The organism is Peribacillus sp. NPDC097225, assembly GCF_044761955.1.
Lineage (GTDB): Bacteria > Bacillota > Bacilli > Bacillales > DSM-1321 > Peribacillus.
In genome coordinates this window covers 94,488-106,666 of sequence record NZ_JBIWDJ010000006.1, presented here as the reverse complement: position 1 = coordinate 106,666, position 12,179 = coordinate 94,488, and the positions used below count along the sequence as shown (strand labels likewise).

14 protein-coding genes are annotated in these 12,179 nt (G+C 40.8%); 12 read left to right on the top strand and 2 right to left on the bottom strand.

Annotation, left to right across the window (positions count from 1 at the left end; translation table 11 throughout):
• Positions 1–177: 177 nt before the first annotated feature.
• The 8 genes from ACIQXH_RS16625 to ACIQXH_RS16595 all read left to right on the top strand — a co-directional run bounded on the left by ACIQXH_RS16625 (position 178) and on the right by ACIQXH_RS16595 (position 7,768).
• Positions 178–1,806 carry a spore germination protein gene (locus ACIQXH_RS16625; protein ID WP_403124795.1) on the top strand — a complete coding sequence of 543 codons (1,629 nt, stop codon included), beginning with the start codon at positions 178–180 and terminating at the stop codon, positions 1,804–1,806.
• Positions 1,796–3,007 (top strand): Ger(x)C family spore germination protein, encoded by a 1,212-nt coding sequence (locus ACIQXH_RS16620; protein ID WP_403124792.1) that lies wholly within the window; start codon positions 1,796–1,798, stop codon positions 3,005–3,007. Before ACIQXH_RS16625 ends, ACIQXH_RS16620 begins: the two co-directional genes overlap by 11 nt.
• Before the next feature lie 25 nt (positions 3,008–3,032).
• On the top strand, positions 3,033–4,145 hold the full coding sequence (locus ACIQXH_RS16615; RefSeq protein WP_403124790.1) for a GerAB/ArcD/ProY family transporter: 1,113 nt from the start codon (positions 3,033–3,035) through the stop codon (positions 4,143–4,145).
• Between the two features lie 41 nt (positions 4,146–4,186).
• Positions 4,187–4,426, top strand: a complete 240-nt coding sequence (locus ACIQXH_RS20460; protein ID WP_402987216.1) for a YczF family membrane protein — start codon at positions 4,187–4,189, stop codon at positions 4,424–4,426.
• 166 nt (positions 4,427–4,592) lie between these two features.
• Positions 4,593–5,330, top strand: coding sequence for an alpha/beta fold hydrolase (locus ACIQXH_RS16610; protein ID WP_403124785.1), 738 nt, complete (start codon positions 4,593–4,595; stop codon positions 5,328–5,330).
• A 4-nt stretch (positions 5,331–5,334) separates the two neighbouring features.
• The gene (locus ACIQXH_RS16605) at positions 5,335–6,567 is read left to right on the top strand and encodes an MFS transporter (protein WP_403124782.1); all 1,233 of its coding nucleotides are present in this window, start codon (positions 5,335–5,337) and stop codon (positions 6,565–6,567) included.
• Positions 6,568–6,769: 202 nt separating this feature from the next.
• The gene (locus tag ACIQXH_RS16600; RefSeq protein WP_403124779.1) at positions 6,770–7,258 is read left to right on the top strand and encodes a GNAT family N-acetyltransferase; all 489 of its coding nucleotides are present in this window, start codon (positions 6,770–6,772) and stop codon (positions 7,256–7,258) included.
• Between the two features lie 24 nt (positions 7,259–7,282).
• On the top strand, positions 7,283–7,768 hold the full coding sequence (locus tag ACIQXH_RS16595; RefSeq protein WP_402873978.1) for a hypothetical protein: 486 nt from the start codon (positions 7,283–7,285) through the stop codon (positions 7,766–7,768).
• Positions 7,769–7,881: 113 nt separating this feature from the next.
• On the opposite strand, the gene ACIQXH_RS16590 is transcribed toward ACIQXH_RS16595, so the two are convergent.
• Both ACIQXH_RS16590 and ACIQXH_RS16585 read right to left on the bottom strand, forming a co-directional pair.
• The gene (locus tag ACIQXH_RS16590) at positions 7,882–8,244 is read right to left on the bottom strand and encodes a hypothetical protein (protein ID WP_403124777.1); all 363 of its coding nucleotides are present in this window, start codon (positions 8,242–8,244) and stop codon (positions 7,882–7,884) included.
• Positions 8,245–8,316: 72 nt separating this feature from the next.
• Positions 8,317–8,481 (bottom strand): hypothetical protein, encoded by a 165-nt coding sequence (locus ACIQXH_RS16585; RefSeq protein WP_402873984.1) that lies wholly within the window; start codon positions 8,479–8,481, stop codon positions 8,317–8,319.
• Positions 8,482–8,673: 192 nt separating this feature from the next.
• Between ACIQXH_RS16585 and ACIQXH_RS16580 the strand changes: the two genes are divergently transcribed.
• The 4 genes from ACIQXH_RS16580 (at position 8,674) to ACIQXH_RS16565 (ending at position 12,173) form a co-directional block, all read left to right on the top strand.
• The gene (locus ACIQXH_RS16580; RefSeq protein WP_403124774.1) at positions 8,674–9,024 is read left to right on the top strand and encodes an avidin-fold protein; all 351 of its coding nucleotides are present in this window, start codon (positions 8,674–8,676) and stop codon (positions 9,022–9,024) included.
• A gap of 449 nt (positions 9,025–9,473) precedes the next feature.
• Complete coding sequence (locus ACIQXH_RS16575; RefSeq protein ID WP_402987206.1) at positions 9,474–10,505, top strand: ABC transporter substrate-binding protein; 1,032 nt, start codon at positions 9,474–9,476, stop codon at positions 10,503–10,505.
• 13 nt (positions 10,506–10,518) lie between these two features.
• Positions 10,519–11,325, top strand: a complete 807-nt coding sequence (locus ACIQXH_RS16570) for an ABC transporter ATP-binding protein (RefSeq protein WP_402874284.1) — start codon at positions 10,519–10,521, stop codon at positions 11,323–11,325.
• Positions 11,326–11,351: 26 nt separating this feature from the next.
• Positions 11,352–12,173 carry an ABC transporter permease gene (locus ACIQXH_RS16565; protein ID WP_402873991.1) on the top strand — a complete coding sequence of 274 codons (822 nt, stop codon included), beginning with the start codon at positions 11,352–11,354 and terminating at the stop codon, positions 12,171–12,173.
• The last annotated feature ends 6 nt before the right edge of the window (positions 12,174–12,179 follow it).

The following is a 12,179-nucleotide window of genomic DNA, read 5'->3' as shown; positions in this document are numbered from 1 at the left end:
CTAAAAGCACCTCAAAACCTAGCGGTTTTGAGGTGCTTTTTTATTTCATAAATAGTAAATAGGGTTGAATTTCCATGGGTAGCGGGAGACAAAAGTTTGTCCTTCTTACCGGGGAGAGCCTTGCATAAATGGGTACATTCACGAACAGAATAGGAAAAGAAAAGGAAGGTCGGTGCCATGTTTTCATTTATAAAAGGAAAGCCTGATTCGGGAAATGATGAAAAGAATAACGGTCAAGATCCTTCTAGTGCTAAATTAAAAGACTATTTGGAGATGACATTGAAAGCGAATCTTGAAGTTTTGAAGAAGAAAACGGGGAACAGTTCGGATATCGTGATTCGATCATTATCTGAAAAAAATTTCAAGGTGAAAATTGCCATTGTATATATTAAAGGTTTAATTGACACTCAAACTTTACATGATTTCTTAATAGAGTCCATTCTTAATAATCCTGTGTTACACGAAAAGTCCATTCCTAAAGAGGCTTTACAGTTTATTGGCGAAGAGGTTATTGCTCTTGGAGAGATTAAAGAAGTTGTTGATTGGGATTCTTTATTCACGGACCTGATGTCAGGCAACACCATCATTTTTATAGATGGGATAAGGGAAGCTCTCAGTGCCAGCACGCAGGGTGGAGAGAGACGTTCCATTCAGGAATCGACTACAAGTATTGCTATTCGTGGTTCAAAAGAGTCCTTTACGGAATCCATTGAGACTAATATAGCAATGGTTCGTAGAATAATTAATACTCCAGATTTGTGGAGTGAGTCCATGAAGATAGGTAAAACAACGAAAACGGATGTATCGTTATTGTACATAAATGGTATTGCAAAAAAGGAAATCATTGAAGAAGTGCGTACCCGATTAAAAAGGATTAACATCGATGGCATTCTTGAATCTGGATATATCGAACAGTTAATTGAAGATGAGACAAAAACGACGTTTCCGACCATCAACCATACAGACCGGCCAGATAAGATTGCAGGTAATCTACTTGAAGGGAAAATTGCCATATTTGTTAATGGGACGCCCTTCGTATTGCTTGTTCCCGCCTTATTTAATGATTTTTTTCAATCGGTTGAAGATTATTATGAACGGTTTGACATTTCTACGGCGATTCGCTTTTTACGTATCGCCATCTTCTTTATTTCTCTTGTAGGACCAGCAGTCTATATCGCTGCTACCACCTCCCATCAGGAGATGATTCCAACAAAGTTGGTCATAATCATTGCGGCACAACGCGAATCGGTCCCATTTCCGGCATTTCTCGAAGCGCTCATCATGGAAATAACCTTTGAAATTTTAAGAGAAGCAGGCCTACGCATGCCTAAAGCGATAGGTTCGACTATCTCTATCGTAGGGGCGCTTGTCATTGGGCAGGCAGCTGTACAGGCAGGCATAGTCTCACCGGCAATGGTCATTGTCGTTTCAATAACAGCCATTGCCAGCTTCGCAACACCTTCGTATGAAGTGGCTATATCTGCACGTATGATCAGATTTGTATACATGTTAAGTGCCGCGGTATTCGGTTTCTATGGAATCACCCTTGCCTTTATCGTCCTAATTGTTCACTTATGCAGCCTGCGCTCATTCGGTGTCCCTTATATGTCTCCGTTGGCCCCATTTATAAAGGATGAAGTCGGAGATACGATTTTCCGTAGGCCACTTTGGGCTTACAAAAAGAAACCAAGATTAATGAGCGAATCTACTAATACTGGACAAGGTGAAACTCAGAAACCTAAGCCCCCAGGACCTCGTAACATGGTGAATTCTACCGTAAGAAAAGGTGGTCGCAATGAACCATAAATCGATTTTTCTTTATATGATGATGATAATCCCCATTTTCCTATCAGGGTGTTGGAACCAGAAGGAGTTAAACGACCTAGCCATCATTTCTGCTATGGCGATTGATAAGAATGATGATGGAACCTATACCAAGACGATACAAATAATCAATCCAGGTAACGTAGCAGGAGGGCTCCAGGGCGGTGGGGGCGGACAAAGTCCTGCTGTTTCCGTATACAGTGCTAAGGGCCATAGTACGCTGGAGGCTCATTTCAACGCAACATCGAAAGTCTCTCGTAGGCTCTATCATGCTCATGCAAATCTACTAGTCATCAGTGAAGAACTGGCAAAGGAAGAAGGAATTTCAACCATTTTAGATGCTTTTGAAAGGGATCCAGAAATCAGAGCCACATTAAAACTTGTGATTGCCCATGATACAAAAGCGGGGGATTTGCTTAAAACCTTGACGGCCATAGATAAAATTCCTGCAGAGAAAGTGAACGGCACATTAAAAATTACTGAATTAACAAAAGGAGAGCATTTGGAGGTTTCCATTCAGGAATTCATTTCTGTACTTACTGCCGATGGAAGGGAACCGGTCCTCAGCGGCTTTCGAATGAAAGGGAAGGTCAAACAGGGCAAAGATATGACGAATGTTCAAAAGTCGGAGCTCGATACAACACTGGAAGCGCACGGGCTAGCCATTTTTAGAGACGGGAAGTTAATTGATTGGTATCAGGGCGAAACCTCCCGAGGTGTTGTTTGGATACTGGACAGAATTAAAGAAACCGATGTTGAACTGGATTGGAGAGGGAATAAAAATAGCCTTGTCTATAATGTTATCCGTCAAAAAGTTAAAGTCATTGCTGACACGAAGAAGGACCTCCCTGTCATTACGGTACGAATCCGGGCGGAAGGGGATATTCGCGAAGTAAGGACACCCATCAATCTAAATGATCCTTCTATAATTTTGGAATTGGAAAAAGTAGTGAGAAAAGAAATCAAAAAGGAGCTAGAAAAGACAGTTAAGAAGACTCAACTAAATAAAACGGATATTTTCGGATTTGGCGAAGTGGTTCATCGGTCCGACCCAAAGCAATGGGAAGGTATGAAAAGTAAGTGGAATGAAGCTTACTTCCCAAAATTGACCGTAAAGGTTGAGGTAGAAGCTTTTATCAGGCGGAGTGGGTTAAGAAAAAATTCGTATCTTTCAGATATGTAAAGTCTAAAATGGGATGTGGATTTTATTGGAAAAGGCAAAGATCAGTACACATCAGCTGTTCGTGCTTATTGTCTTGTTTGAACTTGGCAGTGCGATATTGGTCCCCCTCGCGGTTGAAGCGAAACAGAATGCTTGGCTGGCTATACTAATTGGACTGTCAGGCGGGTTATGCTTATTTTTGATATATTATGCTCTTTTTTCGTACTATCCAGATATTCCTTTGACCGAATATCTGCAAAAAATACTAGGTAGCTTTGTAGGGAAAATATTGGCTTTCTTTTACATCCTTTACTTTATTTATATTTCAGCTAGAGTCCTGAGGGATTTTGGGGAACTTTTGATCACGGTCTTCTTTCCAGAAAGTCCATTATTTATTATGAATGCACTGATGATCATAGTCGTCGTGTATACAATTAGAAAAGGGATCGAGGTCCTGGCCCGAACTGGAGAATTGATTTTTATTATTATCGCTTTACTCGGCATCAGCGGCTTCATACTAATTAGTATTTCTGGAAGTATGCATATTTCTAACTTGCAACCTGTTTTGGAAGAAGGATTAAGGCCAGTCCTAAAAACCGCTTTTACTACTCTATACTTTCCATTCGGTGAAATTATTGTATTCACCATGATTTTTCCCTTTTTGAACAAGCCCGAAAAGGTGATGAAAACAGGATTATACGGACTAGGGTTAAGTGGCATGATTCTGGCACTGATCATGACAATAAATATCAGTGTACTCGGTGTGAGTCTACTTTCGCGCACACAGTTTCCCCTTCTTTCTACTATCCAGACCATAGAGCTAGCTGGGTTTTTAGAAAGATTGGATGTTACTTTTATGCTATCCTCCGTTTTTGCAGGCTTCTTTAAGCTAGGTGTTTTTTTCTATGCATCTGTGGAAGGTACCACTAATTTGTTCCAGATCAAAGAATCTTCTGTATTGGTTTATCCAATGGGGTTCATCGTCTTACTACTATCGATATTAATTGCCAGCAACTTTTCAGAACATGTATATAAAGGACTAGAGGTTGCTCCTTTGTATATCCATCTTCCTTTTCAGTTGGTTATTCCTCTTTTCCTTCTGCTCATTGCTTTTATCAAGAATAGGAAAGGGAAGGATGAAGGAATGAAAGTGAACTGATAAATCGGTGGGACCAAAATCTATGGGGAGCGTGTTAAGGCTTGAAAGTATTAGGAATCTCTATTTTGATATTTGTATGCTTGATTTTGTTTTCGTTAGGAATAGATATGCTCATAGGCTTTGATGTGCCCACTTCCATTATAGACACGTTTAATCCTTTTCTTGTCATGGAGGTAGAGGAAGTGGTTCTTTTCTTTCTTTTTATTATCTATATAGTTTGCATTTCTACTCTAGCCATTTATCGAAACCGTAAAAAGAAGCAAGGAACAACAAAAGATTAAATACAAAAAACATAGCGCAAAACTCTTGGCTTTATTGATTAAGGACTTTGGGAGGCGTGATTATAGGGGTTTGCTACCCAACCCCTTTTATCTGAATATTATGTAAAAATATGTATGATTAATAGTATAATAAATGAAAACTTATAGAATGATTGGAGAGATGGGGATGATCTTACATACAAGCATTTCAGGCGAAGGGTTCCCGCTTGTATTGATTCATTCAGGCGGTATGACGGGATTAACGGAGTATGAAGAACAAAGCGATTATTTTTCAGAGAGGAATTTCAAAGTGATTCGTCCTGATTTAAGGGGGCATGGTCAATCGGAGGGTCCAATTGATCATTATTTCAGTCATTGCGCAGACGACATCCATGACACATTGAAGGCATTGCGGATTGAAAAGTGCCATATTGCCGGAGTGTCCCTTGGGGGCATAGCCGCTTTATTGTTTGCTAAGAAATATCCCGAGCAAGTGTCATCCTTAACCTTCTCCGGAATTTTCCCCATTGAGCCGGATAATTGGAAGGAGCTTTCGAAACAGGAAGCAGCGCATCACGAACAACTATTTGAAAATGAAGAAGTGGTTTCGATTTTGGATGGAATGCATGGAAACAATGACTGGAAAGCGTTACTCCGCTCTTTTCAAGGAGACGATTTTTATCCGTTCGCCGAAACGGGTGATGTTTCCCATCTTCCTGTGCCGGCTTTGTGTTTGGTCGGCGAAGCAGAAAAAAACGAAATTTCAGCGGCTGTAACCTATAAGCAATTGAATTCGGATATCCACGTTTCCATCATTCCATTCGCGGGACATTTGGTGCACAGAGACCAGCCCGAATTATATTCACGAACACTACATACTTTTATAGAGTCACTGGATAACAATTCTTCGATAGTAAAGGGGTGAGTGAATGAAGAGTTGGAAGAACCCCATTCTATTACTATCAGGAATAGGGGTTTCGTATCTAGGAAACTGGATTTACTTAATTGCCCTTAATGTTTCCATCTTGAACTTGACCGGTTCAGCGGCAGCGGTGGCTGGACTGTATATGATCAGGCCATTAGCGACTTTGATCACGAATACCTGGTCGGGGAGTGTCATTGATCGGGTCAATAAACGCCGGTTGATGATGTCCATTGATGTCGTAAGAGGGATCTTGATATTCTTGATTCCTTTTATCGGGTCATTATGGTCTATCTATGCGGTGCTACTATTAATCAATATTGTGGGCGCCTTTTTTGGCCCAAGTTCATCGGTCTACATAACGAAGCTCGTTCCTCTTGAACAGCGAAAACGTTTTAACTCCATCATGAGTTTGACCAGTTCAGGTGCGTTCTTATTGGGACCCGCCATTTCAGGAATCCTCATTATGTCGGTAGGGACCGATTTATGTATTGTGATCAATGCCATAACGTTCTTCGTTTGTGCTTTTTTCATCTACCTTCTTCCGGATGTGGACGGAGATTTAGGAAAAGCGGAAAGAGCCCCCGTTTCCTTGAAAACGCTCCTGAGCGATTGGAAAGCGGTCAGGGAATTCACGAAGGGAGCCAAGTTCTTCATAACGGTATACATCTTGTTTCAAGGGGGCGTGCTCATCGGTTATGCCTTGGATTCACAAGAAGTCACCTTCATTAAACAGCATTTGGAATTGACGGATAAAGAGTATGGCTTCATTACAAGTCTCACGGGTGCTGGGGCATTGGGAGGTGCGGCCGTTGCGGCTGCGGTTTCCAAGAAACTGCCACTTCGATACTTTGTAGGAGGGGGATTGTTCCTGTCAACAATCGGATACCTGTTATTTTATGCATCCGTGGACTTTATAACGGCGACGTCAGCTTTCGTGTTTTTAGGCTTTGTGATGTCATTTGCGAACGCGGGATACGCCACCTTTTTCCAAAACAATGTACCGGTTGCGATTATGGGGAGATTTGGCAGCATGGCAGAAATGGTTCAAGGCATCGTACAAATTGTTTTGACGTTGCTGCTCGGGTTAATGGCCGACTGGTTTTCGTTGCAAATGGTTTGTATCGGCTTTTGCCTATTAGGAATTGTACTGGCCGGGGCCCTTTGCCTGACCATATTCATCCCTTCTAAAGCACGATATTTTGAAGAAAAGGAAGAAATAATGACGGGAAATCTATGACTCTAGGATAGGGAAATCTTCTTCAAAACAAAAATAGCTGTTTGCCGAAACTTCAAGTTCATTAAGTCATAGAGTGGAAGATGCCAATTGTTAAAGATATTAGGATACGTTTAGGCAAATGTAGTTCCATATCAGTCACCTCCTTTGAGTCATTTTACTATAAAAATCCGATATGGACTAAGTAAAAACAGGGAGTCGGTATATGCTGAAGATCAGAAAAGCAACAAGTGAGGATATGGAGTCAGTGTATCTGATGGGGTACGATGTTTGGGGAGAAAACATGCCTTCTGACGAATATATAACGATGTGTAACCAATCTAGTAAGTACAAGAAGGGCACATGGTACATTTTAGAAAATCCAGAAACAAAAGAGGTAATAAGTTCTCTTATCGTATACGAACTACCTTCATCAGAAGGTAGCACCAGTAGAGGAATTGGATCAATTGCCACCCCCTTTACCCTAAGGAAAAGAGGCTATGCGTCTGCCCTGATTCAACAAGTCATACAGGAGTTAGAGCGAAATGAAAAGTGTACGGATTTTTTCCTGTATAGCGATATCGGAATGGAATTCTATAACAAGTTGAAATTTATTGAGTTGCCACCTGCTAAGCAAAAATATAAGGATAGCATATGTATGTACTACTCAAAAGAAAATGATAGAGATCCTTTTGAAATCCCGGATTACTTTTAAAAAACAATTTAAGGAGGAGGTTATATGAATAATAAGAAAAGGTATATGATAGCTTCGGTGTTCTTGACGATTCTCATTGTCTTCATATGGGCGAATCCATTTAAAAAGGAGATTTGGGATACGAATGCAAAGCTGCTCGAAGATAAGATCCTGACGATGGAGATACCGGACGAACCTGTGAATTTGACGGAGTTTACTCCATTTGAATGGGATAAAGTCTATTCATTTCCCGCGTATTATACAAAAGAAGATGTGTATGAGACGGTCGGATATAAGTGGGATAGAATTAAGGAAACGGTCAACGAGGGCATGAATCAAATCGTGTTCATGAAAGAGGGGGAAGTCGTTTGTTACATATATGGCTACCCAAGCAATAATAAATTCGGCATTTCCTTTAATCACGGAGAGTATAGTTATGGCGATACCGTATTATATGCAAAGGATAACGAAGTATTTACGGTGGTTAAAAAAGAAGACGTAACCTATTTGAACTTTGAGGGTGAAGAGTGAATGGGAAATCGGGGTCGCTTACATTCCGCCAATTTTTTAATCTTGGCTATGTATGAGATAGTTTGATATTTTCAAGAAATGAGTAACTTTAAAAAAGTTACCCATCCAACTAGTTAAGCTTTATTCTTATATATATTTGCTAACTTCATAGTGAAAAATTGAGGAATTAAATTCACAAGAGCAACAAATATAAGTAATTGATATGGAGTAAGTGGTTTAAAATAGCCACCCCAATGTTCGTTTCCTGCCATTTCACTGATAAAATAAAACGATATGATTGCAGATACTGTATTACCCGAAATAATAGGGATTGAGTTACTATATAATTTGCCGAAAAAGGCAAGAATCGAAGTTGTTACAATCATTAATAAATAGCCAAGCATGGAACGGTTATTAAAGTCTTGGTACATCGAAAAATAGACAAATGGGAAACAATATAGACAAACTATTAAGAAGCCAACTACTATTTTCCTCATATCTTCACCTCTGGTTATAATTATTGTACAAGCATTTCTTCCTTTCTAAGAAATCAAACATTCGAACATCATTTACTGCTTACTTTTCCAATCATCATAAAAATCTTTAAGTGTTGAATGGATGGCATGTAGAGCAATCAAGATTAAGTAGAGCATCATGACCGTAGCAATTTCCCCTGTAAAAAAAGCAATAATGGCGATACCCACTATCCAAAAGTAAAACATCATTTTATTCATTTTAAAACCTCTTTCTAGTCTATATAACCAAATTTTAACACAATGCTAGAGGGGATAGATGGGCTTGTAAGGAAATGAACGTTGATTAAACAATTTTATATCCATATAAATATTGGTTGATTAGGAGAGCAAAAATTATTTGGGTCTGGCAGTACACAGGTCAAGAGGACAAACAAAAAGGAGCCTTTATCTATGATTAATTACGATGGACGTACTTTTGCATCGACTGATAATACAGCAAACGGAGAGGTTTCTTCAAAAACCATTTTTGACTATCATCAAGAAGGGAATATTCTTTTCGCCACCTATAGCGGAGGATACATCCTAAAAGGGACCATGATCGGGATTGTACAGGAAAATGGCTGCATCCAGTTTAGGTATAACCATGTAAATGTTCAGCAGGAGATCAGAGGCGGGCAATGCTTTTCCACACCTGAGTTCCTATCTGATGGGAGAATCCGATTGCAGGAAAAGTGGAAGTGGTCAGATCGTGATCAGAGTGAGGGGGAATCGATTGTTGAAGAAGTGACCTGCCCACAGTGATTCCTGTTGGTGAATGAATGCTGCACCATTCTGTATCCTATCTAATCTAAATTAAATAGCGAATTATCTTTACATAAAATATGGGTAAAAAGAAAGAACTTTCAGAAAATGATTGACATTTTTTGAAAAAGTAAATATATTAAACCTATAAACTTTATTGGAATTAAATGAATTGGCTTACTGGTTAACCGGAGGCCCCTACGTTCACCACATGGTGAAAATGGGGGCCTCTTTTGTTTAAGAAAGGGGGGATTTGCGTTTCAGATATATACATATTGATCCAATGCAAGGAGCTCTAATGGGAAGAATCTTCAAAGGGATGTTCATGTGGTCCCTGAATCATAATTGAATAGTGTGGCTGACTAGACTTCTGGAGGCCTTCGTTTAATTGGAAAATTAATCGAGGGTCTTTTGTGTTTAAGAGCCCCGTAAATAAAGGAGAGTAAAAAATGAAAATGACTCGACAGGCCTTATTTTTAGTATGGATTGGTGCATTACTTGTGATAGTTGGTTGTTCTTCAGGGAAAGCAGTGGAGAAAAACCAGGATGGCTATGAAAAAGTGGAACTGAAGTATCAGGGATATGCTGGATCGGTACTCTATCCAGAACTGGCGGAGGATTTAGGTTATTTAGATCCGATTAAGTTAGATTGGGTGGGAAATGTGAATGGCGGACCTCAGGATATTCAAACGGCCGCGACGGGTCAAACGGATTTCGGTGGTGCCTTTAATGGAGCCATCATCAAATTGAAATCAAGCGGCGCCCCCATTAAATCGGTCATTGGTTATTATGGGAGTGATGAAGACACCTTCGTCGGCTTTTATACATTAGAAGGCAGCCCGATAAAAGATGCACGTGATTTAATCGGTAAAAAAGTCGGGGTAAATACGCTTGGAGCCCATCTTGAATTGGTTCTAAAGGAATATTTAAAGAAAAATGGCCTCACGGATGATGAAATCAAACAGGTTACGTTAGTGGTGGTGCCAACGGGGAATGGTGAACAAACATTACGCCAAAAGCAAATCGATGTCGTGGCTTTAAATGGAGCGGCACGTGACAGGGCACTGGATAATGGAGGCATCAGTAAATTATTTAGTGATTATGATCTATTTGGAACCTTTACGGCAGGAAGTTATGTCTTTACGGATAAGTTCATAAAGGAAAACCCGAATACCGTGAAAAAATTTGTGGAAGCAACTGCAAAAGCGATTGAATGGTCACGTACAACACCTCGTGAAGAAGTGATTGCCCGCTTTGAATCGATCATAGAGAAACGAGGTAGAAAAGAAGATTCGGAAACGGTTCAATATTGGAAAAGTCCGGGCGTAGCCGCAAAAGGTGGCTATATAAAAGAATCCGAATTCCAAGTATGGACGGATTGGCTAGAAGCCAACGGGGAAATCAAAAAGGGCCAAGTGAAGTTGGATGACTTATATACGAATGAATATAATCCATATACGAAAGAGCTTGAAACTAAATGAATGGGGTGTGGATATGGCGGATAAAATTCGATTTGATCAAGTGACAAAGGTGTTTACTGTACGGGATACCGAAAAGGGAAAAGGCTCGAAGAAGGAGTTCACGGCGGTAAGGGATTTGAACTTCTCCGTGAAAGATGGTGAATTTTTAACGCTGGTCGGTCCAAGTGGGTGCGGGAAATCCACGTTGTTAGATCTGCTCGGTGGTTTAACGAAACCGACTTCAGGCCGTATCCTCCTTGATGGAAAGGAAATTACGGGACCTGGATTGGACCGCGGAATCGTGTTTCAGCAATATGCTTTGTTTCCCTGGAAGACAGCGCGAGGCAATGTTGATTTTGGTCTCGAAGCTAAGGGAGTTCCGAAGAAAGAACGACATGAACGGACGCAATATTACTTATCTTTGGTGGGGTTGGAGGGGTTTGAAGATCGTTTTCCTCATGAATTGTCAGGTGGGATGAAGCAGCGCGTCGCCATCGCTAGGAGTCTAGCTTATAATCCGGATGTGCTACTGATGGATGAGCCGTTTGCCGCATTGGATGCGCAGACGCGGGAAACCTTGCAGAGTGAATTGGTACGGATTTGGGAGAAGACGAAGAAAACGATCATCTTCATCACGCATGGCATCGATGAAGCTGTGTACTTAGGGCAGCGAGTCGCAGTAATGTCCACGAATCCAGGAACGGTCAAGTACATGGTGGATATCCCCTTGGATTCACGTTTGAACGAAGTGGACATTCGATCACATGAAGACTTTGTAAAAGCACGACATCATATATGGAGCCTTCTTCATGAAAAGGTCTATCAAGCGGCTTCCATTTAATTCATAAAAAAAGGAGTGGTTCATAGATGTCCAGTTTAGAAAAAGCTATTGCTGTACCTATTGAAAGAAAGCGGCCTATCCGTTTATCGTTTACCTGGCTTCAAAAACTTGTGAAGCAGACAGCCGTGATCGTCCTGTTACTAGCCATTTGGGAGATTGCACCACGAATTGGATTGGTGGATTCCGTATTCTTCCCCCCTTTCTCGGCAGTGGTTGCAGGATGGTGGGGATTGGTGACATCAGGAGAATTATTCGCCCATTTCAAGGCAAGCTTCTTCCGTTCGTTCATTGGGTTTGGGTTGGCCCTATTGATTGCGATACCTTTAGGTCTGATCATCGGCTGGTTTCCTTTGGCCAAAGATTTTTTGAACCCAGTATTGGAGTTATTCCGCAATACAGCCGCGTTGGCCTTATTGCCCGTTTTTATCCTATTGCTTGGGATTGGGGAAGTGTCCAAAATAGCGATTGTCCTGTTCGCTTGTACGTTTCCGATTCTTTTAAATACCATCAACGCCGTTCAAAATGTCGATCCGTTGCTCATCAAGTCAGCTAAATCAATGGGATTATCCTCCCAGAAACTATTCTATAAGGTTATTTTGCCGGCCTCTATTCCGACTATTTTTACCGGAATACGGATGGCAGGGACGGCATCGATTCTCGTGTTAATTGCAGCTGAAATGGTAGGAGCCAAAGAAGGCTTAGGTTACTTGATCAATTATGCGCAGATGAATTTCCAAATCGCTGAAATGTACGCCGGGATCATAACGATTTCTTTGCTTGGATTGTTATTGAATTATGTTTTAGTGTCTCTGGAAAAACGATTCTCGGCTTGGAAAGTCAATCAATAATCGAAG

Bases quoted from the DNA above. Each gene is read 5' to 3' on its own strand.
- ACIQXH_RS16625 (WP_403124795.1), top strand. From the start codon at position 178: ATGTTTTCATTTATAAAAGGAAAGCCTGATTCGGGAAATGATGAAAAG.
- ACIQXH_RS16620 (WP_403124792.1), top strand. From the start codon at position 1,796: ATGAACCATAAATCGATTTTTCTTTATATGATGATGATAATCCCCATT.
- ACIQXH_RS16610 (WP_403124785.1), top strand. From the start codon at position 4,593: ATGATCTTACATACAAGCATTTCAGGCGAAGGGTTCCCGCTTGTATTG.
- ACIQXH_RS16605 (WP_403124782.1), top strand. From the start codon at position 5,335: ATGAAGAGTTGGAAGAACCCCATTCTATTACTATCAGGAATAGGGGTT.
- ACIQXH_RS16600 (WP_403124779.1), top strand. From the start codon at position 6,770: ATGCTGAAGATCAGAAAAGCAACAAGTGAGGATATGGAGTCAGTGTAT.
- ACIQXH_RS16595 (WP_402873978.1), top strand. From the start codon at position 7,283: ATGAATAATAAGAAAAGGTATATGATAGCTTCGGTGTTCTTGACGATT.
- ACIQXH_RS16590 (WP_403124777.1), bottom strand. From the start codon at position 8,244: ATGAGGAAAATAGTAGTTGGCTTCTTAATAGTTTGTCTATATTGTTTC.
- ACIQXH_RS16585 (WP_402873984.1), bottom strand. From the start codon at position 8,481: ATGAATAAAATGATGTTTTACTTTTGGATAGTGGGTATCGCCATTATT.
- ACIQXH_RS16580 (WP_403124774.1), top strand. From the start codon at position 8,674: ATGATTAATTACGATGGACGTACTTTTGCATCGACTGATAATACAGCA.
- ACIQXH_RS16575 (WP_402987206.1), top strand. From the start codon at position 9,474: ATGAAAATGACTCGACAGGCCTTATTTTTAGTATGGATTGGTGCATTA.
- ACIQXH_RS16570 (WP_402874284.1), top strand. From the start codon at position 10,519: ATGGCGGATAAAATTCGATTTGATCAAGTGACAAAGGTGTTTACTGTA.
- ACIQXH_RS16565 (WP_402873991.1), top strand. From the start codon at position 11,352: ATGTCCAGTTTAGAAAAAGCTATTGCTGTACCTATTGAAAGAAAGCGG.